Genomic DNA, 22,196 nt, shown 5'->3' on the forward strand with positions numbered 1-22,196 from the left:
CCAGTGAGCCCGGCAACCGCTTGGGCAGGGGGGTAGTGAGTGCCACACGGGTGGGGCGCGCCGCGACCCGACGTGGGGCATGCGAGGTGGGGACATGAGCCACCTCGACGACAAACTCGCCGCCTATGTGGACGGCGAGCTGGGCCATGAGGCCCGGGAGAAGGTGCTGGCGCACCTCGCCGAATGCGCGGACTGTCGCGTGGAGGCCGAGGAACAGCGCCAGGTGAAACAACTGCTCGGCAGGGTGCGGCAGCCCGGTCCGTCGGACGACCTGATGGCACGGCTGTCGGCCCTCGGCGAATCCGCCCAGGAGCCGCCTCCGCCGCCCGCGTCGGGGGATCGTTTCACCTTCCCGACCGCCGGGCGACCGGCGGCCTCGGCACGCGCGCGCTCGCGCTCGACCGGTCCGCGGGCCGGTCGGCCGGGAAACATGCCCGAGCGGGTGCGCCCGCCGGTGAGCCGACGTCGGCTGACGTTCGCCGCCGCGGGCGCGTTCTCGATGATGGCCGTCGCGCTGAGCAGCGCGTTCGTGCCGGGTGGGACCAGCGGCGGCACCGAGGGACGTCCCGCGGCGCCCGCCGTGGAGCGCTATCTCGTGGAGCAGGCCGCCACCACGACCGCACTGCCGGCGGGCTCGGCGCCTCGACGCCCCGCGCAGGTGCTGGCCGGGACATCGCTCACGGTGCCGGTCCAGCCGGAGGGCGCCCGGCACTAGGCCGTGTCCGGCACTAGGCCGTGTCCGGCACTGGGCCGGGTCCGGCTTCGCCGGTCTGCTCGCGCCGCCCGGTGTCGGCCGTCGCGGGAATCGGCGGAAACGGTTCGTCGCGGGTCGGCCCGGGTGTGCGGGCCGACCGTGTGGGCACTTTCGGCCGACCGCGCGTGCGGCGTGGTGGGGCGGGTATCCACTGCCGCCGGGACGGCACCGATCGGCACGCGCAAGACTGTGGCCGTGTCGGGGAAGCAGCAGGTGCTCGGCACACCGGGAGCGGTAGGAAGGCACACGATGAGCGACGCATACGGCCGCGGGGGAGCGGAGCCGCCGCGAGGCGACGACGCGCCGGCCGGGCCGGGACCCGATCACGACGCGGAGCCGGCGGCCTTCCCGCCCGGAGCACCGCCCTCGGCGGCGGGTGCCCGGCGGGAGGACGAGCCCGAGCCGGGTCGATCCGCCGAATCGGCCGAGCCGACACCGGCCGTCGATGCCGGGCGCGAGACACCGGTCGGAGCATCGACCGAGACCCCGCCCGAACACCCGGCCGAGCCCGGCCCCGACGCCGAACCCGACGCGTTCCCGGCCCGGCCGTCGTCGGCCGAGCCCGACCGCCCGGTGCAGGACGCGGCGGCCGAACAGGACGCGGTGGCCGAGGAGGCCGGCGCCCGGGACGGGGCGACCCGGTTCGGGCACGCCGCCGATCCCGTGCCGCCCGAGCACGCCGTCGATCCCGCCACCGAGCCGGCCGCGTTCGGGCCCCCGGTTCCGGATGTGCGCGAAGCTGTCACCGCCGAGGTGCCGGTGGTGCACGGCACCGCCGAGCTGCCGAGCGCGGACGATCCGGCGTACGACCCCTTCGCGCCACCCCCGCAGCCGCCCCCGCCCGCCGCGCCGACCCGGCCGCAGCCGTGGCCCGGACAGGCGGGCCCCTACGGCGCGCACCCCGGCGCGGGGCAGCCCGGCTACGGGCCGTACGGGCCGTACCCCTCGTATGCCCCGCAGGCGGCCTACACGCCGTATCAGGCCGTGCCGTACGGCTATCCGGTACCGGGGGACATGACCGGCGCCGGCGGGCCGACGGAGGACCTCGGCAGGCGCTACGGGCGCCGGTTGGTGGTCTGGGCCGCGGCCATCGCGTTGGTGGCCGGACTGCTCGGCGGCGGCATCGGAGCCTGGGTCGCCGATCGGCAGGACACCAAGGTCCGGCTCGGCGACCCGCCGCCCAGCGGTCCGGCCCGGGGCAAGGACACCATCGCCGGGCTCGCGGGCAGCACGCTGCCCGGCGTCGTGTACATCCACACCAAGACCGGCCGCGGCGAGGCCACCGGCACCGGCTTCGTCCTGGACACCGCCGGCGACATCCTGACCAACAACCACGTGGTCGAGGCGGCCTCGTCCGGCGGCACGATCACGGTCACCTTCAACGACGGCCAGCAGACCCCGGCGACCCTGGTCGGCCGGGACACCGGTTACGACCTCGCGGTCATCCGGGTCTCGGGCGTGCAGGGGCTGCACCCGCTGCCGCTGGGCAACTCCGACAGTGTCCAGGTCGGCGATCCGGTGATCGCCATCGGTGCGCCGTTCAACCTGGAGGGCACCGTCACCTCCGGCATCATCAGCGCCAAGGACCGCGCCGTGAGCGCGGGCAGCTCGGGCAGCGACGTGTCCTACATCAGCGCGTTGCAGACCGACGCGCCGATCAACCCGGGCAACTCCGGCGGTCCGCTGATCGATGCGGCGGGCTCGGTGATCGGGATCAACTCGGCGATCCGCTCGGCCGGCGGTGGGCAGGGCAATCCGTTCGGAGCGCAGCAGGAGGCGGGCAGCATCGGTCTCGGCTTCGCGATCCCGATCAACCAGGCGCGTCGCGTCGCGCAGCAGTTGATCGACACCGGCAAGGCGTCGCACCCGGTGATCGGCGTTTCGTTGGACGTGGCCTACCAGGGCGACGGCGCGCGGATCTCGCCGACCGACGTCAAGGGCACGCCGCCGGTCCGGGCCGGGGGACCGGCCGATCGGGCCGGCCTCAAGCCGGGCGATGTGATCAAGGCGATCGACGGCCGCAAGGTGCACGACGCCAACGAGTTGATCGTGGCGATCCGGGCCAAGGCCCCCGGTGCGGTGGTCAAGCTGACCGTCGAACGGGACGGGACCGAGCGCACGGTCGACATGACCCTCGAAGCCGGATGACCCGGACATGACGTACACATGTCCGGACGGTCACATCTTCCGACGATAGGCACCAAACGGAACGTTCGATGCCGGCCGCGGCCTTCCGCTCCAGGTGTCGCCGACTACTCTGAGGGGGTTCGGTCGCCCGATCGAACCCCTTCGGCGCAATCTCGTGGAGTCCAGGTGTTCGACGTCGGTGCACCCGAGATGGTCGCGCTCGTCATCCTCGCGATCGTGATCTTCGGCCCGGAGAAGCTGCCGAAGATGATCGGCGACGTGGCCCGCACCATTCGCAAGTTTCGCGAGTTCTCCTCCGGAGCCCGTGCGGATCTGAAGAAGGAACTGGGCCCGGAGTTCCAGGACATGCACCTGGAGGACCTCAACCCCAAGACGTTCGTGCGCAAGAACCTGATGGGTGACGGCGACGACGACCTGGGCATCCGGGAACTGCGTGACTCGCTCGGCAAGGACTTCGAGGAGATCAAGGGGCTGGCCGGTGGCAGCCCCTTCGACCCGGACGTGCCGGACACCGCGTACAGCCCGCCGTCGTTGCAGAAGAAGACCACCGCCCCCCGGGTCGAGCCCGGCGAACGCCCGCCGTACGACGCCGACGCGACCTGACGTCGGCGCTTCCCGCGTCCGGGGTCCTTTCCGACGCGGGTTCGAGGACCGCTCCGGGCCGCCGCCGATTCCCTCCCGCCGGCCGCCGCGCACGGTGCGGGGCCGCGTGCGCATTCGGGCACTATGGAGCCGGAGTACACGGGCGGTGTGTGGTCGGTGACTCGGCGGATACATGTATCGGACGGTCGGTCCACCGGGAGTCGCCGGGGGAGGTGGGCTCCGGACATGGCGTGACCGAGGCAGCCGACGGCGCCGCCGCGCCGCGCGAGAGGACCTGAGGCGGAGTATGGACACAATCAGCCACGCGGGCGAGGCGTTGCCCGCCGACGAGGCCGGCAAGCCCGACCTGTTGGCGGAATACCTGGGCGCGGACTTCCCCTGGTACGGCCTGGACGAGGGCTGGAACGGGCGGCGTTGGTTGGCGTCGGTGTGCAAGGGCCGGCGCACGATCGAGTACGGCACCCTCGGCCACGGCGACCTGCCCAGCCGGCGCCCCGGTGATCCCACGCCACGCCGGTTCGTGTCCGTGGTGACCGTTCCGCGGCGGCCCAAGCGACCGGCCGGGGACGGTACGGGACAGATGGAGGCCACCTCCCGGGCGAGTGCGGCGTCACTCGCAGGGGTGGCCTTGCTCGCGGACAGTTGGCCGTGGCAGCTGGACCGGGCGACCCGGGCGGAGTGGCTGGATCAGCAGACCAACATCGCGTGGGACCTGTCCGACAACCTGACCGGCCCCGGCTGGACGGACCTGGCCATCCCGGTGGACGGGGTGCCCGCACGGTTCCGCTATCGGGAGTCGGCCTACGGCTGGGTGCTGGCGGGCGAGAGCGCGGGCGTGTACCTGGGGGTGTACGGCCGCGGCGCGAGTGCGTACGGCCTGGGCCTGTCCCGCGCGGTGGACCTGCGCACGTACGCGAGGCCGGATTCGTGACCGTGCGGCGATGACCCCGGGGGCACGGGCGCGACCGGTGGAACGGGCGCGCGTGCCCTCGGGATCATCGCGGTGGAGCCGGCGTGGTCGGGCGCGGTCCGCGCAGTCGCGCGGTGGCGGTGTCCGGGCGGCCCGAACCGCCCCGGACCGACCTAGAAGTTGCGCAGCGGGGTCAGGCCGAGTTGCAGGCCGGAGAGCCCGCGCTCGCGTCCGCCGAGCCTGGCGGCGATCGCGCTCAGCGCGATGGCGGCGAGCGATTCCGGGGCGTCCAGCACGACCGGCTTGCCGGTGTCGCCGCCCTCGCGCAGCCGGGTGTCGATCGGGATCGAACCGAGCAGCGGGACCTTGGTGCCGGTGGCCGCGGACAGGCCGTCGGCGACTCGCTGACCGCCGCCGGAGCCGAACACGTCGACCATCTCGCCGCAGTGCGGGCAGGGCAGCCCGGCCATGTTCTCGATCACGCCGGCGATGGTCTGGCGCGTTTCCACCGCGATGGTGCCCGCCCGCTCGGCGACCTCGGCGGCGGCCTGCTGCGGCGTGGTCACCACCAGGATCTCCGCGTTGGGGACCAACTGCGCGACCGAGATGGCGATGTCGCCGGTGCCCGGCGGGAGGTCGAGCAGCAGCACGTCCAGGTCGCCCCAGTAGACGTCGGCGAGGAACTGCTGGAGCGCGCGGTGCAACATCGGGCCGCGCCACACCACCGGGGTGTTGCCCGGGGTGAACATGCCGATCGAGATCACCTTCACGCCCTGCGCCGACGGCGGCATGATCATGTTCTCGACCTGGGTGGGCTTGCCCTCCACGCCGAGCATGCGCGGCACCGAGTGGCCGTAGATGTCCGCGTCCACGATGCCGACCTTGAGGCCCTGGGCGACCATCGAGGCGGCCAGGTTCACGGTCACCGACGACTTGCCGACGCCGCCCTTGCCGGATGCCACGGCGTACACGCGGGTGAGCGAGCCGGGCCGGGCGAACGGCACCTCGCGCTCGGCCTGGCCGCCGCGCAGGTTGCTCGCGAGTTCCTTGCGTTGTGCGTCGCTCATCACGTCGAGCTCGACCCGGACCGCGGTCACGCCGGGCAGGGCGCCGACCGCCGTCTCGACCCGGCTGATGATCGTCTCGCGCATCGGGCAGCCGCTGACGGTCAGGAACACCCCGACCTCGACCCGCCCGTCGGCGTGGATCTCGACGGATTTGACCATGCCCAATTCGGTGATGGGCCGGTGGATCTCGGGGTCCTGGACGGTCGCCAGCGCATCCTGGACGTCGTCCGCCGAGGGCAGGGTTGCAGAAGCCATACCGTGAGCTTACGACGCCCTCGGGAAAAGACTTCGAGAGCATCGACCTCCGAGCCGGATGGGGTGGTGGCCGCGTGACGACGGTGGCCGAGGAGACGCGAGTGGCCCGGTTCCGCCGGGAGCTGGGCCTGGTGTCGCTGATCGACGTGCACACGCACTTCATGCCCAAGCAGGTGCTGGACAAGGTGTGGGCCTACTTCGACGCGGCCGGTCCGCTGATCGGCCGCCCCTGGCCGATCACCTATCGGCTCGACGAGGACGAACGGGTCGCCAGGCTGCGCGCATTCGGCGTGTCGGCGTTCACCTCGATGCTGTATCCGCACAAACCCGGGATGGCCGCGTGGCTGAACGGGTGGGCGCGCGAGTTCGCCGCGCGTACCCCGGACTGCCTGCACACGGCGACCTTCTTCGCGGAACCGGGCGCGGGGAAGTACGTGCGCGAGGCGATCGAGTCGGGGGCGGTCGTGTTCAAGGCGCACGTCCAGGTCGGTGGGTACGACCCGACCGATCCGCTCCTGGAGGACGTGTGGGGCACGCTCGCGGACGCGGGGGTGCCGGTGGTCGCGCACTGCGGGTCGGGGCCGGTGCCGGGCGCGCACACCGGGCCGGGGCCCGTCTCCCGGGTGCTGGCCCGACACCCGCGGCTGCGGCTGATCGTGGCGCACATGGGGATGCCGGAGTACGTCGAGTTCCTGGATCTCGCGGACCGCCACGAGGGCGTGCACCTGGACACCACGATGGCCTTCACCGACTTCGTCGAGGAGTTCACCCCGTTCCCGCCCGCCGATCGGGTTCGACTGCGGGACGCGGCGGACCGGATCCTGTGGGGCAGCGACTTCCCGAACATCCCCTACGGCTACGCGCACGCGCTCGACGCGCTGACCCGGCTCGACCTGGGCGACGACTGGCTGCGCGCGGTCTGCCACGACAACGCGGCACGCCTGTTCAGCCGGCCGTGAACCGGTGCCGCGGCGTCGGTGCGGGCGGTTGGCGTGCCGCGCATGGCGACCGTCGCATATGTCTGAGGAGATGCCACCACGCCGCTGGGCAAGGGCGTCAAGGTGATCGCGCACGTCTGCAACGACCAGGGCGGCTGGGGCAAGGGCTTCGTGCTCGCGCTGTCCGGACGATGGCCCGAGCCGGAGCGGGACTACCGACGGTGGCATCGCGAGCGGGCACACAACGATTTCGGGCTCGGCGCGGTGCGCCTGGTCCGGGTGGACACCTACCTGTGGGTGGCCAACATGATCGGTCAGCACGGCATGCGCACCGGCAGCAAGGGGCCGCCGGTGCGCTACGACGCGATCGATCGGGCGCTGACCGAACTCGGCCGGCGGGCGCTCGAGCTTGGGGCTTCGGTCCACATGCCGCGAATTGGCTGTGGTCTGGCGGGGGGCAACTGGGGCAGGGTGGAGCCGCTCGTCCTCGAACGGTTGAGCGCGTGCGGTGTCCAGGTCACCGTCTACGACCACGATTGACCACGAGGCGAGGCACCGGGTGAGTACGGGGACCACGACGAACACCGAGCCGGCGCCGTCCGCGACCGCGCCGAATCTGTGGCGGGACGCGTCCTTCTCGGCCGTGCTCGCCGGTCTGATCGCGGTGCTGGTCTCCTACTCGGGGCCGCTGGTGATCGTGCTGACCGCGGCGTCGGCCGGCGGGCTGACCGCCGAGCAGACCGGCTCGTGGGTCTGGGCGCTGTCCATCGGCAGCGGGCTGACCTGCCTGGGCCTGAGCCTGTACACCCGGATGCCGATCGTCACCGCGTGGTCCACACCGGGCGCCGCACTGCTGGTGACCAGCCTGGGCTCGTACTCGTATCCCGAGGCCATCGGCGCGTTCGTGGTCACCGGTGTGCTGATCACCGTGATCGGGGTGACCGGCGTGTTCGGCCGGTTGATGCGGCGGGTTCCGGCCGCGGTGGTGTCCGCCATGCTGGCCGGGATCCTGTTCTCGTTCGGTACCGGGGTGTTCACGTCGGTCCGGACCGCGCCCTGGATCGGCGGCGGCGTGCTGCTCGCCTACCTGGTCGGGAAGCGGTTCCTCCCGCGCTACGCGGTACTGGTCGCGTTGGTGGTCGGGGTGGCCTGCGCGGCGGCGACCTCGCGGCTGCACGTGCACATCGACACGTTCGAGATCGCGCGTCCGGAGTGGACCACGCCGCACCTGTCGGTGCCGGCCCTGATCGGGATCGCGGTGCCGCTCCTGGTGGCCACCCTCGCGTCGCAGAACGCGCCCGGGATGGGGGTGTTGGCCGCGTCCGGCTATGCGCCGAACGACCGGGTGCTGATCGGCTCGACCGGGGCGGTGTCCACGCTGCTCGCGCCGTTCGGGTCGCACGCGATCAACCTGGCCGCGATCACCGCCGCGATCTGCACCGGCCCCGAGGCGCACCACGACCCTCGCAGGCGCTACGTCGCGGGGGTCTCGTGCGGCGTCTTCTACCTGGTCGTGGGCATGTTCGGGTCAACCCTGGTGGCCCTGTTCGCGGGCCTGCCCAAGGAACTGGTCGCGGCGGTCGCGGGCGTGGCGCTGTTCGGCGCGCTGGCGAGCGGCCTCACCGGCGCGATGGCCGACGACGAGCACCGCGAGGCGGTGCTGATCACCTTCCTGGCCACCGCGTCCGGGGTCACCATCGGCGGGATCGGGTCCGCGTTCTGGGGGCTGATCGCGGGTGTCCTGGCCCACCTGGTGCTGTCCGGCGGCCGGTTCAGCCGGCCGGGTTCGCGGTCATGAGCACGCGCATGCCCTCGGCGAGATCCCGGCCGGTGGGGGCGCTCTCCGGGGCGAACATCCACTGGCTGACCACGCCCACCAGGAGCGCCTGACACAGCGCCCCGACCGTGCCGGTGAGGTGCTCGTTGCCCTCCTCGGGCACGCCCAGGAAGATCGAGGCCAGCCCGGAGCGCCCGTCGTTCTGCGCCGCGGCGAGCACCTTGTGGATCTCCGGCAGCTCGTCGAGATGGGCCAGGATCTCGAAATTGGCCGCCCACATCATCCGGTGCGTCTCCATCAGGTCGATCACGCGCGTCCAGATCGCCTCGAAGCGCTCCAGCGGCGCGGTCTGGCTGCCCACGGCGTCGGCCAGCGCGTCGGCCAGTTCCGCGCCCCACCCCTCGATCGACTCCAGCAGCGCCTGCTGCATCAGCGCGTCCTTGGACCCGTAGTGGTAGCCGATCGATCCGAGGTTGGTTCCCGACGCGGCGACGATGTCGCGCGCGGTGGTGCGCATGTAGCCCTTCTCGTACAGACAACGTTTGGCTCCGGCCAGCAGGTCTTCGCGATGTCCCATGAGGTGATCGTAACCCCGCGCTAGACAAATGTCTTATACAAATGACTCATACACTTGTATAAAAAGATCCCGAGGCCGGGAAGGCACCCCGGACCCGGTGGCGCCATCGGACCCGGCCGTGGGCTCAGGAGTGCTCGGGGTCCGGCGGGGGCTGCTGCCGGGTCAGGTGCGCGTCGGTCACGTTGCGGCCCATCAGCCACCCGTCGGTCTCCCGACGCTCGTCCAACTCCTTGAGCATGGACTGGAGTTCCGAGCGCAGGAAGTCCCGGGTGGCGACCTCGCCGAGGGCGATCCGCAGCGCGGCGACCTCGCGGGTCAGGTATTCGGTGTCCGCGATGTTGCGCTCGTTGCGGGCCCGGTCCTGCTCCAGGTTGACCCGGTCCCGGTCGTCCTGTCGGTTCTGTGCGAGCAGGATCAGCGGCGCCGCGTAGGACGCCTGGAGGGACAGCGCCAGGGTGAGGAAGATGAACGGGTACTCGTCGAAGCGCAGCGCCGGCGGCACGAAGATGTTCCAGGCGATCCACACGATCACCGTGGCGGTCATGTAGACCAGGAACCGACCGGTGCCCAGGAACCGGGCGATCCGCTCGGAGAACCGGCCGAACGCCTCCGGGTCGTACGCGGGCAGCAGCGGACGCCGCCGCGGGTCGCGCGGTTGATCCAGGCGCGGGCGGCGGCGCTTGTCGGTGCTCGTGCTCTCACGTGCCACGGCGGACACCCCCGTCTCCGTGTATGGCACCCTCGCGCCAGTCCTCGGGCAGCAGGTGGTCGAGCACGTCGTCGACGGTGACCGCGCCGAGCAGGTGGTCGTCCTCGTCCACCACGGGCGCGGCGACCATGTTGTACGCGGCCAGGAAGCTGGTCACCTCGGCGAGCGGGGTGTCCGGCCGCAGCGGCATCAGGTCGGTGTCCAGGACCGCGCCGACCAGGGTGAACGGCGGATCGCGCAGCAGCCGCTGGAAGTGCACCGTGCCCAGGTACTTGCCGGTAGGCGTCTCGGTCGGCGGCCGGCAGACGTAGACCTGGCTCGCCAGGGCCGGCGACAGGTCGGCGTTGCGCACGTGCGCGAGTGCCTCGGCGATCGTGGCGCCCGGTTCCAGCACGATCGGCTCGGTGGTCATCATGCCGCCGGCGGTGTCCTCGACGTAGGTCAGCAGGCGGCGTACGTCCTCCGCCTCCTCGGGCTCCATCAGGCCGAGCAGGCGTTCCGCGGTGTCCTCGGGCAGTTCGGAGATCAGGTCGGCCGCGTCGTCCGGGTCCATCGCCTCCAGCACGTCGGCCGCGCGTTCCTCCTGGAGCTGGCCCAGGATCTCGACCTGGTCGTCCTCGGGCAGTTCCTCCAGCACGTCCGCGAGGCGGTCGTCGTCCAGCGCCGCGGCCACCTCGGCGCGGCGCTTGGCGGACAGGTTGTGCAGCACGTTCGCCAGGTCGGCGGGCCGCAGCTGCTCGAAGGTGGCGAGCAGGTTGGCCGCGCCCTGCTGGTCCTCCGGGCGCTCGAAGCCGACCACCGCGTTCCAGTCGACGGTGATCGTCTCGCCGCGCCGCCGGCGCAGCCCGGAGGTGCCGCCCTTTTGCACGAACAGCTTGGAGATCAACCAGTCGCGACCGCGCCCGAGCGCCATCGCGACGTCCAGGACGGTCACCGCCTCGTCGTTCTCGGCGAGGGTCACCCGGCGGTCCAGCATCTCGGCGAGCACCAGCGTCTCGCTCGGCCGCTGCTCGAAGCGGCGCATGTTGACCAGCCCGGTGGTGATCACCTCGCCGGTCTCCACGCTGGTCACCCGGGTCATCGGTACGAAGATCCGCCGGCGGGTGGCCACCTCGACCACCAGGCCGAGCACGCGCGGGGGGAGCTGGGCGGTACGCAGCATCACCACCACGTCGCGCAGCCGGCCGACGTGGTCGCCGTTGGGGTCGAACACGGCCACGCCGGCCAGGTGCGAGATGAACACTCGCCCGGATGACGCACCCATGCCGTGGTCCCTCCGTCGCCGATGTGTACGTCCGCGTTGGCCGATCCGCGCGGTCACGCCGCGGGTGCCCCGGACGGCCCAGGCTACCGGTGAAGGTGGGCATGATCACGACACCCGGTGTCCGGCTCAGTACAGTGCCGCCCGTGCGCTTGCCTCAGACGAAGACCACGATCGCCCTCCTGGCCGCCTGTGTCCTCACCGGCACGGCGTGTTCGAAGGAGGAGACCGGGCTCGGTACGGAGTCCGCGGACTCCATCGCCGGCAAGTCCAAGGCGGCGGCCGCGCGGGTCGGCGCCGTCCACGTGCAGGGCGTGTGGAAGATCCAGAGCCAGGAGTTCCGGATCGACCTGCGGCTCAAGCGCGAGGGCGGGGTGGGCACCGTGGTCACCGCGGACAGCACCATCGAACTGCTGCGGATCAACGAGGACCTGTTCGTGCGCGGTGACGCCCGGCTCTACCAGGGGCGCGACGGTCGCGGCGGGGCCGATGTGGAACAGTCGGCCCAGGCGCTGCGGGACAAGTTCGTCAAGGTTCCGCCCGCCGATCCCAGTTATGCCCGACTGTCCGGATTCACCCGGATGCAGGACATGATCACCGACCTGATCCGGCTCAACGGCAAGCTCAAGAAGGACGGCCGGGAGAAGGTGCGCGGTGCCGAGTCGCTCAAGCTCGTCGCGGACCGAGGTCGCGGCGGCGAACTGCGGGTGGCCCTGCACGGGGCGCCGTTCCCGCTCAAGTACATCCCGTCGCCCGGCGGCGGAGCGCTCGAACTCTTCGAATTCGACCAGGACTTCCCGCTGGTGCTACCCAAGGCCGAGGATACGGTCGACTACGGCACGCTGACCGACGGCAAGGAGCCGTCGGACAAGTCCCCGGTCAAGCCGTCGGACAAGCCGTCCGACAAACCCTCGGGCAGGCCGTCGGACAGACCCTCGGGCAACCCCGACGGGCCGGTGCCGGGCACCGACTGAGGCGGGCGATTCCGGCTCCGGGATACCGTTTCCGGCAGGACGTCGACGCGCCCGGGCGTCGACTCGGGTCAGCGAACCAACGAGACATCGAACGACGAGGGAACCCAACGGTGGATCACGTGCGGCGCGGCTTCGTGGTGGCTACGGCTGTATCGGTCACGGTGCTGGCCGCCGGGTGTAGTGCGGGACGACCCGCACACCGCTCGTGGCAGGCACCGGTGGACGAACCGACGGCGGGTGCGCCGCTCGGCAACCAGGTGGACAACCTGGATCCGGCGGCGATCCTGCAGCGCGCCCAGGCCGCGACGGCCGGGGCGAAGTCGGTGCACGTCAAGGGGGAGTTGGCGGTCCCGGGCGCGGCCGGCAAGCCGGCCAAGCCGTTCAGCGTGGACATGCGCTTCACCAGCACCGGCAGCGAGGGCCAGATCGTCGAGGACACCACGACCGCCTACGTCACCCGGGTGCAGAACCAGGTCTGGTTCCGGGGCGACGCGAAGTTCTGGTCCAAGGTCGAGGGCACCGCCACCGAGGTGGCCAACCATGACAAGTACGTACAGGTCCCCACCTCCGGGGACAAGAAATACGACGGCATCGTGGAGAACACCTACGTCGAGCGGCTGACCAACAAGCTGATGGGCAAGCCCGGCAAGCTGGAGAAGGGCCCGGTCAAACAGGTCAACGGGCACAAGGCGATCGCGCTGGAGAACCGCACGCCGGGCACCGGCGGCACCATCTGGGTGGCCATCGAGGGCGCTCCGTACCTGCTGCGGATGGAGTCGGCCCCGGATGCGAAGCAGGCCGGCGCGTTCGACTTCCTCGGCTACGGCGAGCGGGTCACCGTGCACGCGCCGGATCCCAAGGACGTGGTGGACAAGGGCCTGACCACCCAGGGCCGCCCGACCGGCGGCGCCGGCGGCAACGGTTCCTCGTCCGGCCCCGGCGGCACCTCGACGCGCCCGCCGAACGGCACGCCCTCCACCTCCACCACGCGCCGTCCGGACATCGGCCGGATGAGCAAGCCGCCGGTGCCCACCGGGCTCAGGAGCGACCCGCTGCTGTTCTCCTGAGGACTCTTGTCGGGACTCGGCCGGGCGGTCGCCGGTTCGCGGCCTCCCGGGCTCAGCCGCCGCGGCGGCGCAGCCGGCCGATCGACAGATTGAACGGCGAGGCTCCGCGGGTCACCGCGGGCGAACCGATCGGCACCGTGCGGCCCGCGTCTTGGGGCACGGAGCGCGCCGAGCCGGTCGGGGTGAGCCGGATCAGGTCGCACTCGCGCGCCCAGCGGGCCGGCTGCTCCTCGCCGTCCGGCGCGTTCAACCGGGCCGCGTGCAGGGCCAGGACGGCCGGCTCGTACGCCGGGTCGTCCGGCGTGACCACGGCGACCTCGGCGGTCCACCCGGGCAGCCGGCCGCCCTTGTCCTTGCTGCGCATGTCCACGAGCACCCGGCCGGCCTCGGCCAGCCCGGGGACGAACTGCTCGACGGCGCCGTCCTCGCGGGCGTTCACCAGCCACGACGAACCGTCCAGCCACACGTGCCAGACCGGGCGGGGCGGGGTGGTGCCCACGGTGAGCCAGAGCAGGCCGGACTTCTTCGCGCCTTCTTCGAGCAGCGCACCTTCTTCGAGCAGCGCGCCTTCCTCGAGTCGCGCACCCTCTTCGAGCCGCGCCGCTTTTTCGGGCGACGCGCCCTGCCCGCGCGGCGTGTTCGCTCCCGGGAGTGGGTCGGTGTCCGTCATGGGCCACAGCGTCCCACAACGCGCGGTCGCGGAACGTGCGCCACCTCATAGCCCGGGTGGGGTGACCCGTCGGTAACCTGACCGCACGATCCGCAGCACTGGGAGGACCAGACACATGGCCGCCACATCGCGTAGCTTGCGTTCCCGCCGTTCCTGTATGGCTGTGCCCGGCAGCAACCCGCGCTTCATCGAGAAGGCGCAGGGGCTCCCGGTCGACCAGGTGTTCCTCGACCTCGAGGACGCCTGCGCCCCGCTCGCGAAGGAGGGCGCGCGACACACCATCGTCGACGCGCTGAACAACGGCGACTGGGGCAATCGGATCCGCGTCGTGCGGGTCAACGACTGGACCACGCACTGGACCTACCGCGACGTGGTCACCGTCGTGGAGGGCGCGGGGGCCAACCTCGACGCCATCATGCTGCCGAAGGTCCAGGACGCGGGCCAGGTCAAGGCACTGGACCTGCTGCTCACCCAGATCGAGAAGACGGTCGGCCTGGAGGTCGGCCGGATCGGCATCGAGGCGCAGATCGAGAACGCCCGCGGCCTGGTGAACGTGGACGAGATCGCCGCCGCCTCGCCGCGCGTGGAGACGATCATCTTCGGCCCGGCCGACTTCATGGCGTCGATCAACATGAAGTCCCTCGTGGTCGGCGAGCAGCCGCCCGGCTACGACACCGGCGACGCGTACCACTACATCCTGATGCGCATCCTGATGGCCGCGCGGGCCAACGACCTCCAGGCGATCGACGGCCCGTACCTCCAGATCAAGGAGGTGGACGGGTTCCGTCGGGTGGCCGGCCGCTCGGCCGCGCTGGGCTTCGACGGCAAGTGGGTGCTGCACCCCGGCCAGATCGACGCCGCGAACGAGCTGTACTCGCCGACCCAGGCCGACTACGACCACGCCGAGATGATCCTCGACGCGTACGACTGGTGCACCTCGGCCGAGGGTGGGATGAAGGGCGCCGCGATGCTCGGTGACGAGATGATCGACGAGGCGTCGCGCAAGATGGCCCTGGTGATCTCGGCCAAGGGCCGTGCCGCGGGCATGCAGCGCACGCAGAAGTTCGAGGCCCCCAAGGGCTGAGGGCGCACCGGCGGACCGGTCCGGAGCCGGACTGGTCCGCCGGGTGCGGTCCGCGGCCGAGGCCGGGCATGCGGAGAGGGGCGGGAGGCGATCGACGATCGCCTCCCGCCCCTCTCCGCATGCCTGCGTCCTACGGACGGATGTGGGCCCGGCTCAGCTCTCCGTGAGCAACCCTGCGCGCAGGGTGCCGAGCGTGCGGGAGAGCAGCCGGGAGACGTGCATCTGGGAGATGCCCAGTTGCTCGCCGATCTCGGCCTGGGTCTTGCCGCCGAAGAAGCGCAGCAGCAGGATGTGCTTCTCGCGCGGCGGGAGCGCGGCGATCAGCGGCTTGAGCGACTCGCGATTGTCCACCAGTTCGATCGCGTCGTCGTCCGCGCCGAGCCGGTCCATCGGGACCGCCGCGTCGTCACCGCCGGCACCGCCGCCGGGCGCGTCGAGCGAGGACGCGCTGTAGCCGTTCGAGGCGATCATGCCCTCGACGATCTCCTCGCGCGAGACGTCCAGGAAGGCCGAGAGTTCGGCGACGGTGGGCGCCCGATCCAGCTGTGCGCCCAACTCCTCGCTCGCCTTGGCCAACCGCAGTCGCAATTCCTGGAGCCTGCGCGGCACTCGGACCGACCACGTGGTGTCCCGGAAGAAGCGCTTGATCTCGCCGAGGATGGTCGGCATCGCAAAGGTGGGGAACTCGACCTCGCGCTCGGTGTCGAAACGATCGATCGCCTTGATCAGCCCGATCGTGCCGACCTGGACGATGTCTTCCAGCGGTTCGCTGCGGGTGCGAAACCGGCCCGCGGCGAAGCGCACCAAAGGCAGGTTGAGTTCGATGAGGGTGTTGCGCACGTACTGGTACTCGTGCGTGCCCTCTTCGAGCCGGTTCAGCCGTTGGAACAGCGTCCGGGACAGCGAGCGCGCGTCCGCGGCGCCCATCGACCCGATCTCGCCCTCGTCGAACTCGTGGTGAAGCCCGCACAGATCCAGCTCTTCTGCCCCGGTGTCCATTGCCGGTGGCCGCTGCGACCCCCGGACCTGCATCTCGGCTTCGAGCTGTACTGCCATGCCTCCCCCTCGTGACGCGTTTTGAGGTCTCCCCCCTGCGCCTAACCCGGATGGGGAAGGGCAAACACGATCCACATGAAAAAGTTTGTGTGTGCCGGCCGACCCCCACCATCGAGGGGCGGTCGTCTATCGTGTGCCCGGGCCGGATTACTCGGTGGGCAAAGGGCAGCAGGAGGCTGGCATGCAGGGCGGCTTGACGGTGTCGGTCAGCACCAATGGCACCTCTGCGATCGTTACGGTCGCCGGTGAGATCGACGTGGACAGTGCCGACGCGGTGCGGGACCGCCTGTTCGAGTGTGTCGAGCAGGGCAGTACCCGCCTGGTGATCGACTGTTCGGAACTCGATTTCTGCGATTCGACCGGACTGAACGCGTTCCTCGGTGCCCGCCTGCGCGCGCAGGCCGCAGGAGGAGAGGTCCACCTCGTGGGCGTTCAACCTGCCGTTGCGCGGGTATTCGAGATCACCGGTGCGGTACAGGGGTTCACTTTCCACGAGACCCTGGCAGAGGCGGTCGGAGAGTAGCCCGTGACTTCTGGTGTCCTCCAGCGGGATGCGGGCAACTATCACCGCGTAGCAGCGTGAGCGAGGTGAGCCAGTAGATGTGCGCCATGCGATCGCAGGCGCCCGGCGACGGGGGTGCCTGTTTCTCCACCCCACCGCTTCGTCAGGTGCGGAGATTGCCGTTCGAGGGCGCGACGGGGGCGGTGGCGCGGTCCAGGACGTTCATCCGCAACACGCTCCACGCGTATGGATGGTCGGGTTCCGACGACGAACAGGTGATGCTGACGTCCGATGACGTCCTGCTCGTCGCGGTCGAACTGGTCACCAACGCGTGCCTGCATGCGGGCGGTCCCGTCGAGCTGCGTGTCGTGCGGACGAGCGATCTGCTCCGGATCGAGGTGGACGACCGCAGCGAGGAGGCGCCACAGGCGCGGGCGCCGCACTCGGGAACGCGACCGGGCGGACACGGGCTGCACATCATCCGGCGGTTGACGCTGGACTGGGGTGTGGTCGTGCACCAGGGCGACGGCAAGACGGTGTGGGTGGACATGCCCGTCCCGGAGACCATGCGCTGAGCGGGGCGCCTCGGGGCCGTGCGCCGAGCCGGGTGTCGCGGGGGTTGTGCGGGGTGTCGTGGGGGTCGTGCGGTGAGCCGGGCCTCCCTGCGGTCGTGCGCCGAGCCGAGTGTTCGGTCGGTCGTGCGCGGAGCCGGATGCCGGCCCGAACCCGGCCCGCTCGGCGGATACCCTGGAGCACATGTCTGCCTCTTCGGTTCGTGTTCGCTTCGCTCCCTCTCCCACCGGCATGTTCCACGTCGGTGGTGCTCGTTCCGCGCTGTACAACTGGGCCGTGGCGCACAAGGCCGGCGGCACGTTCGTGCTGCGGGTCGAGGACACCGACGAGGCGCGCAACCGGCCGGAGTGGACCGAGGGCATCCTCAGCGCGCTCGCGGCGATCGGGATCAATGCGTCCGACCCGGCCTTCGAGGGCCCGTACTTCCAGTCGGAGAACACGACGCTGCACCGCGAGTCGGCGGTCAGGCTGTTCGACGCAGGCCGGGCCTACTACTGCGACTGCACCCGTGAGGACCTGGAGGCCCGCACCGGCTCCAAGCACCTCGGCTACGACGGTTTCTGCCGCGATCGCGGCCTGGCCGCGGGCGAGGGTCGCGCACTGCGCTTCCGCACACCGGACGAGGGTGTCACGGTCGTGGCCGACCTGGTCCGCGGCGACACCGAGTTCCCGAACTCCTCGCTGGAGGACTTCGTGGTGGCCCGGGGCAACGGCTCGGCGGTGTTCCTGCTGGCGAACGTGGTCGACGATGTGGACCAGAAGATCACCATCGTGATCCGCGGCGAGGAGCACCTGTCGAACGCGGCCAAGCAGCAGCTGTTGTGGGAGGCGCTCGGCGCGACCCCGCCGCAGTGGGCGCACCTGCCGGTGATCGTGAACGAGAAGCGGCAGAAGTTGTCCAAGCGCCGGGACAAGGTGGCCCTGGAGTCCTACCTGGACGAGGGCTATCTGCCCGAGGCGCTGGTGAACTACCTTTTCCTGCTCGGCTGGGGCCCCAAGGACGACATCGAGATCCGGCCCTACGTGGAGCTGGAGCAGCTCTTCGACCTGCGGGACGTGAACAAGTCGTCGGCGTTCTTCGACGTGAAGAAGCTGTCCTCGTTCAACGCCGACTACATCCGCGCGCTCGACGCGGACGCGTTCGTGCGGGCCTGCGAGCCGTGGGTGCTCGGGGCGAAGGCGCCGTGGGCGAAGGAGGCGTACGACCCGGCCGTGTTCGCCGAGGTCGCGCCGCTCGTGCAGACCCGGATCACGGTGCTCGACGAGGTCCCGATGTATGTGGACTTCCTGTTCCTGGACGCACCCGCCGAGGACGAGGCGGCCTGGGCCAAGGCGATGAAGCCGGGCGCCGCGGACGTGCTGGCCAGTGCGCGCACCGAGCTCGCGGGGGCCGAGTGGAACGTGGACGCGCTCAAGGCCGCGGTCGAGGCCGCGGGCGCCGCACACGGCCTCAAGCTCTCCAAGTCGCAGGCCCCGGTGCGGGTCGCGGTGACCGGCCGCACGATCGGCCTGCCGCTCTTCGAGTCGCTCCAGGTACTCGGCCGCGACCGGGTGCTGGCCCGCATCGACGCGGCACTGAAGCGGCTGACGGCGGCGGAGTAGTCGGCGCGGCAATCGACCGGGTGCCGACCGGCACGAACGAGGCGGGCCCGCACACCGGTTACCGGTGTGCGGGCCCGCCGTGTCGCCTGGTGCGACTGCGTCAGCTGATCGAGAGGGTCAGCGTGGCGTTGTAGGTGCCGGGCTTTTGATAGGCGGGCACCGCCACCGTGATTGCGGCGCCGGTGGTGAAGGTGCCGCCCGTGTGTGGTGCGGGCGGGGCGGAGGCGAGCGTCGAGCCGCCGGCGATTCGGCCGGGAGCGCCCGGGACGGCGGTGCTCGGGGAGGCGGGGTCGGCCTGCACCGAGGGCTTCCAGGTGAATCGGTCGGCCGGAATCCGGCCCCCCTCGGGCGAGGTGAAGTCGGAGACGTCCGCGGTCAGTGCCCAGCCGAGCGAGCCGCCGCGCACGTCGGTGACCGTGACCGGGTTGAGGGCGCCGGTCATCGACTGTGGGGTGCCGTCGAGGGTGATGTCGGAGAGCCTTATCGCGCTTGCTTGTTGCCGGAGGGTCAGGCCGCCGGGCAGGACCGCGCCGGTGATGTGCGTGCTGCCCGTCTGCGGCGACTCCGGTCCGCCCAGCGTGAATTCCCGACTCGCGCCGGACCTGCCCACGGAGACGAGCAGGAACAGGGGACGGCCCGGTGGCGGCAGCGGGAGGCTCCTCTCGGAGAGCGTCACGGAGCCCGTCAGATGCCCGGATCGGGCAGTGCCGGTGGGGGAACTCACCCACTCCGGGAAGCAGACGTCGGTCGGTGTTCCGCACACCTGGACCCTTGCGTCGCCATCCGGCCAGCCCTCGCCGGTGAACTCGATGCGATCGCCCGGGCGGACCCGGGTCGGGGCGATGCTCAAGGTCGGTCCGGGCCCGATTTCCAGGGTGCGCGAGACCGGCGGTGGTGTGGTGGGGGCGCACGTGACGAGGGGCACCGGGGACAAGCCCTCGGTCAGCGAGTAGGCGCCGGGAGTCAGGGTGATCGGCCCACCGGCGGGGAGTCGGAGTACGCCCTGGAGATCCCAGAGATCGACCGTCGATTCCGGCCGATCGGGCTGGAGACGGGGTTGGCCGTATGCGGTGAACGTGGTCGGCTGGGAGCCGCCGACCCGTACTTCGGCGATGGCGCGCAGCCGGGCGATGCCGGGCGGGACGGGGATCGCCGGCTGGGTCCGCCAGTGCCACGTGACGGTGACCGTTTCGCCCGCACTGTAGACGGGTTTCTCCGGAAAGACGGTCAGGTCGACCTTGAATTCGTCGGTTGCCCACACCGGGGCGGGATGACCGACGAGGTGACAACGCTCCGAGTACGCCACCTCCGCCGCCGCGGCCGGGGCGGACGCGGCCACGAGGCCGGTGGTCGCGACGATGATCGCCGTCGCGCAACCCGCCGTGACGCGACGAGTGATGTGCCTGATTCGGCGCACGAATCTCCTTGCCGGGGTTCGTAGTCGGTAGCCACAAACAGCTCGCGGCGGCAGTCGGGTGAGCGACCCGACGGGTGATCACCGGCGCGATGTTTGGCAGGATCAATGATCTCGGATCGTGGTCTTGGACGCACGCGGATTCGAACGCCGATGTGCGGGCGGGGCGGGGTTGCCGGCGGTGCATCGACGGAGTTCGCGGATATGGGCACGCCAAGAGGGCGGCCCCCGCGACTGTCGTCGCGAGGGCCGCCCGGAGTGCGGGTGAAGCTGCGTCAGCTGATCGAGAGGGTCAGCGTGGCGTTGTAGGTGCCGACCGCTTGGTATGCCGGAACGGCGAGTGAGATGTCGGCGTCGGCGGCGAAGGTGCCGCCCGTGGTGGCGGCGGCCGGAGCGGACGCCAGCGTGGCGCCGGTGCCGATCGGGCCTGCGCTACCGGGCACCGCGACGCTGGGCGAACCCGGGCCGGAGGCGACCTTGGGCGTCCAGGAGAACTTGTCGGCGCCGATCTTGCCGCCGGTGCCGTTGGTGAAGTCGGTCACCGAGCCGGTGAGGGTCCACCCGGTGTTGCCGCTGCGGAAGTCCTTCACGGTCACGGTGTTCAGCGCGCCGGTCATGTTCTGCGCCTGGCCGTTGATCGTGATGTCCGACAGCTTGATCGCGCCGGCTTCCTGGGAGATGGTCAGTCCGCCGGCCACCACGTTGCCGGTCACCGTCTGGTCCAGGCCGCTGCCGGGGACGGTGATGCGGAACGGGATGGTGACGGCGGTGGTCTCGTCAACACCCTCGGTCACGTAGATCGCGGTGATCGACGGGTCGCTCGCGACGAAGTCGGGAATGGTGAACGTGCCGTCCGCCGCCGAGTCCGCGTATGCGGCGGTCTCGTCGATCACGGTGCCGTTCGCGGTCTGGCCGCGCGCGATGATGGTGAGGTTCGGCCCGAAGTTCTTTCCGGTGACCTTGACCGTGGTGCCCACGGGGCCACTGGCCGGGTCGATGGAGATCTGCCGTGCCGTGGCGTTGATCTTGATCGGGGCGAGTGCCTCGGCGGCGCCGACCTTGACCTTGATCTTGTAGTTGCCCGCGGGCACCGTGGCGATCGTGCTGACGTTGCCGGTGAGTGCGCCGTCGGCCACCGCGAGGGTGTTGCCGGGGGCGATCTTGGCCGCGTCGCAAGCCGCGCCGGAGGCGTCGCACAGTTCGACCGCGGGGCTGCCGGCCGGCCAGTGTGCACCGGTCAGCGCGATCGGCGCGCCGGCGTTGGCCTCGGCCGGGGCGTTCAGCGTGGCCGGCTCCTGCGAGGTGCCTTCGACCTTGATGGTGCGCGAGACCGGGACCGGGGTGACCGGCGAGCAATCGGTCGGCACCTTCAGGCCCAGGGCCGTGGTGAAGGTCGAGTAGATGTCCGGAGTCAGGTTGACGTCGCCGGGCGTGGTCAGGGTGAACTTGCCCGTGCCGTCACTGACCTTGAGGTCCTCCCCGGGCAGGGCCTCGGGGTTGTCCTGCGGCCCGATCACCTTGAAGGTGCCGTTCTGCGCGCCGGAGAGCTTGACCGTGCCGTCGAGATAGGTCGAGTTCGCGGGCACCTTGCCGATGATCGGGATCGTCGGCGGGGCCTTCGGGAACACCGTCCAGTGCCACTTGACGGTGACCTCTTCGCCCACGGCGTAGGTCGGCTTGTCCGGGGTGACCTGGAGGTCCATCTGGACCTGACCGTTGGGCAGGTTCGGCGAGTACTTGTTGACACAGTGCGTCGTGTAGTCGACCGGGGCCGCCTGGGCGGACGGTGCGAGGACCACGAGACCGCCGGCGGTCGCGACGGCGACGACGGCTGTCGAGGCGAGCAGCCTGCGTGGAGCGATTCTTCGCATTCGGGACACTATTCTCCTCGCGGGGATGGGAATATGCCTACCGCCGTGGAGCGGCACCGCGCGATCCGGGAATTGCATTGCGACCTCCGCCCTCTCGGAGCGAGGCGGGCCGCCGGCCGGAATGCGACGGATGCGATGGCAGTCGGCAATAGATGGTCCGACACCGTATTCATCCGCTAATTGCTGACGAAGTCAATGACTATTTCGCGGCGATCCAGGTGTCACGTGTCAACATGATCGACTTGCTGCGCGGCAAGGGGAGAAGCGCAGAAAGGGAAGGGAAACGGAATCAGTCCCTCCGTTTCGTGGTTCGCCCATCCGGCATGGGGGAGGCCGCCGTCCCCGGGCACCGGGAAGGCCGCCGCCGGGCACGGCGAAGGCCGC

21 protein-coding genes are annotated in these 22,196 nt (G+C 70.9%); 13 read left to right on the forward strand and 8 right to left on the reverse strand.

Annotated elements, in window-relative coordinates:
* The first annotated feature begins 94 nt into the window (after positions 1-94).
* From ACZOOI_RS18065 to ACZOOI_RS18080, 4 genes are all read left to right on the forward strand, one after another.
* Positions 95-715 carry an anti-sigma factor family protein gene (locus ACZOOI_RS18065; RefSeq protein WP_465276841.1) on the forward strand — a complete coding sequence of 207 codons (621 nt, stop codon included), beginning with the start codon at positions 95-97 and terminating at the stop codon, positions 713-715.
* A 288-nt stretch (positions 716-1,003) separates the two neighbouring features.
* The gene (locus ACZOOI_RS18070; RefSeq protein WP_465276842.1) at positions 1,004-2,902 is read left to right on the forward strand and encodes a S1C family serine protease; all 1,899 of its coding nucleotides are present in this window, start codon (positions 1,004-1,006) and stop codon (positions 2,900-2,902) included.
* A 165-nt stretch (positions 2,903-3,067) separates the two neighbouring features.
* Complete coding sequence (locus ACZOOI_RS18075; protein ID WP_465276843.1) at positions 3,068-3,505, forward strand: sec-independent translocase; 438 nt, start codon at positions 3,068-3,070, stop codon at positions 3,503-3,505.
* A 286-nt stretch (positions 3,506-3,791) separates the two neighbouring features.
* Positions 3,792-4,436, forward strand: coding sequence for a hypothetical protein (locus ACZOOI_RS18080; RefSeq protein WP_465276844.1), 645 nt, complete (start codon positions 3,792-3,794; stop codon positions 4,434-4,436).
* Positions 4,437-4,588: 152 nt separating this feature from the next.
* Here the strand turns inward: ACZOOI_RS18080 and ACZOOI_RS18085 are convergent, their stop codons facing one another.
* Positions 4,589-5,737: an Mrp/NBP35 family ATP-binding protein gene (locus ACZOOI_RS18085; RefSeq protein WP_396010893.1), complete on the reverse strand. Its 1,149-nt coding sequence runs from the start codon at positions 5,735-5,737 to the stop codon at positions 4,589-4,591.
* Between the two features lie 74 nt (positions 5,738-5,811).
* Here ACZOOI_RS18085 and ACZOOI_RS18090 point away from each other — a divergent pair, with 74 nt between their 5' ends.
* The 3 genes from ACZOOI_RS18090 (at position 5,812) to ACZOOI_RS18100 (ending at position 8,473) form a co-directional block, all read left to right on the forward strand.
* The gene (locus ACZOOI_RS18090) at positions 5,812-6,696 is read left to right on the forward strand and encodes an amidohydrolase family protein (protein WP_465276845.1); all 885 of its coding nucleotides are present in this window, start codon (positions 5,812-5,814) and stop codon (positions 6,694-6,696) included.
* A gap of 84 nt (positions 6,697-6,780) precedes the next feature.
* Positions 6,781-7,215, forward strand: a complete 435-nt coding sequence (locus ACZOOI_RS18095) for a macro domain-containing protein (RefSeq protein WP_465281229.1) — start codon at positions 6,781-6,783, stop codon at positions 7,213-7,215.
* Positions 7,216-7,234: 19 nt separating this feature from the next.
* On the forward strand, positions 7,235-8,473 hold the full coding sequence (locus tag ACZOOI_RS18100) for a benzoate/H(+) symporter BenE family transporter (RefSeq protein ID WP_465276846.1): 1,239 nt from the start codon (positions 7,235-7,237) through the stop codon (positions 8,471-8,473).
* Here the strand turns inward: ACZOOI_RS18100 and ACZOOI_RS18105 are convergent.
* The 3 genes from ACZOOI_RS18105 to ACZOOI_RS18115 all read right to left on the reverse strand — a co-directional run bounded on the left by ACZOOI_RS18105 (position 8,448) and on the right by ACZOOI_RS18115 (position 11,002).
* A complete protein-coding gene (locus tag ACZOOI_RS18105; RefSeq protein ID WP_465276847.1) occupies positions 8,448-9,029 on the reverse strand; it encodes a TetR/AcrR family transcriptional regulator in 582 nt (193 codons plus the stop codon). The two genes, ACZOOI_RS18100 and ACZOOI_RS18105, sit on opposite strands and share 26 nt — an antisense overlap.
* A 124-nt stretch (positions 9,030-9,153) precedes the next feature.
* Positions 9,154-9,738, reverse strand: coding sequence for a DUF1003 domain-containing protein (locus ACZOOI_RS18110; protein ID WP_396010886.1), 585 nt, complete (start codon positions 9,736-9,738; stop codon positions 9,154-9,156).
* Complete coding sequence (locus ACZOOI_RS18115) at positions 9,728-11,002, reverse strand: magnesium transporter MgtE N-terminal domain-containing protein (RefSeq protein WP_465276848.1); 1,275 nt, start codon at positions 11,000-11,002, stop codon at positions 9,728-9,730. The genes ACZOOI_RS18110 and ACZOOI_RS18115 overlap by 11 nt, the downstream gene beginning before the upstream one ends.
* A gap of 143 nt (positions 11,003-11,145) precedes the next feature.
* Between ACZOOI_RS18115 and ACZOOI_RS18120 the strand changes: the two genes are divergently transcribed.
* Both ACZOOI_RS18120 and ACZOOI_RS18125 read left to right on the forward strand, forming a co-directional pair.
* A complete protein-coding gene (locus ACZOOI_RS18120; protein WP_465276849.1) occupies positions 11,146-11,973 on the forward strand; it encodes a hypothetical protein in 828 nt (275 codons plus the stop codon).
* A gap of 110 nt (positions 11,974-12,083) precedes the next feature.
* The gene (locus tag ACZOOI_RS18125; RefSeq protein WP_465276850.1) at positions 12,084-13,040 is read left to right on the forward strand and encodes a hypothetical protein; all 957 of its coding nucleotides are present in this window, start codon (positions 12,084-12,086) and stop codon (positions 13,038-13,040) included.
* A gap of 52 nt (positions 13,041-13,092) precedes the next feature.
* On the opposite strand, the gene ACZOOI_RS18130 is transcribed toward ACZOOI_RS18125, so the two are convergent.
* Positions 13,093-13,710 (reverse strand): hypothetical protein, encoded by a 618-nt coding sequence (locus ACZOOI_RS18130; RefSeq protein ID WP_465276851.1) that lies wholly within the window; start codon positions 13,708-13,710, stop codon positions 13,093-13,095.
* Between the two features lie 115 nt (positions 13,711-13,825).
* On the opposite strand from ACZOOI_RS18130, the gene ACZOOI_RS18135 reads away from it, so the two are divergent.
* A complete protein-coding gene (locus ACZOOI_RS18135) occupies positions 13,826-14,794 on the forward strand; it encodes an HpcH/HpaI aldolase/citrate lyase family protein (RefSeq protein ID WP_391586794.1) in 969 nt (322 codons plus the stop codon).
* 153 nt (positions 14,795-14,947) lie between these two features.
* On the opposite strand, the gene ACZOOI_RS18140 is transcribed toward ACZOOI_RS18135, so the two are convergent.
* On the reverse strand, positions 14,948-15,850 hold the full coding sequence (locus tag ACZOOI_RS18140; RefSeq protein WP_465276852.1) for an RNA polymerase sigma factor SigF: 903 nt from the start codon (positions 15,848-15,850) through the stop codon (positions 14,948-14,950).
* A 154-nt stretch (positions 15,851-16,004) separates the two neighbouring features.
* On the opposite strand from ACZOOI_RS18140, the gene ACZOOI_RS18145 reads away from it, so the two are divergent.
* The 3 genes from ACZOOI_RS18145 to gltX all read left to right on the forward strand — a co-directional run bounded on the left by ACZOOI_RS18145 (position 16,005) and on the right by gltX (position 18,527).
* Complete coding sequence (locus ACZOOI_RS18145) at positions 16,005-16,373, forward strand: STAS domain-containing protein (RefSeq protein ID WP_391586796.1); 369 nt, start codon at positions 16,005-16,007, stop codon at positions 16,371-16,373.
* 86 nt (positions 16,374-16,459) lie between these two features.
* On the forward strand, positions 16,460-16,927 hold the full coding sequence (locus ACZOOI_RS18150; protein ID WP_465276853.1) for an ATP-binding protein: 468 nt from the start codon (positions 16,460-16,462) through the stop codon (positions 16,925-16,927).
* Between the two features lie 229 nt (positions 16,928-17,156).
* Positions 17,157-18,527: a glutamate--tRNA ligase gene (gene gltX / locus ACZOOI_RS18155; protein ID WP_465281230.1), complete on the forward strand. Its 1,371-nt coding sequence runs from the start codon at positions 17,157-17,159 to the stop codon at positions 18,525-18,527.
* 100 nt (positions 18,528-18,627) lie between these two features.
* Here gltX and ACZOOI_RS18160 read toward each other — a convergent pair whose 3' ends face one another.
* Together ACZOOI_RS18160 and ACZOOI_RS18165 are read right to left on the reverse strand one after the other, a co-directional pair.
* A complete protein-coding gene (locus tag ACZOOI_RS18160; protein WP_465276854.1) occupies positions 18,628-19,944 on the reverse strand; it encodes a hypothetical protein in 1,317 nt (438 codons plus the stop codon).
* A 272-nt stretch (positions 19,945-20,216) separates the two neighbouring features.
* Positions 20,217-21,812: a WxL domain-containing protein gene (locus ACZOOI_RS18165; RefSeq protein ID WP_465276855.1), complete on the reverse strand. Its 1,596-nt coding sequence runs from the start codon at positions 21,810-21,812 to the stop codon at positions 20,217-20,219.
* Positions 21,813-22,196: the final 384 nt, after the last annotated feature.

Source organism: Embleya sp. L77, assembly GCF_055557415.1.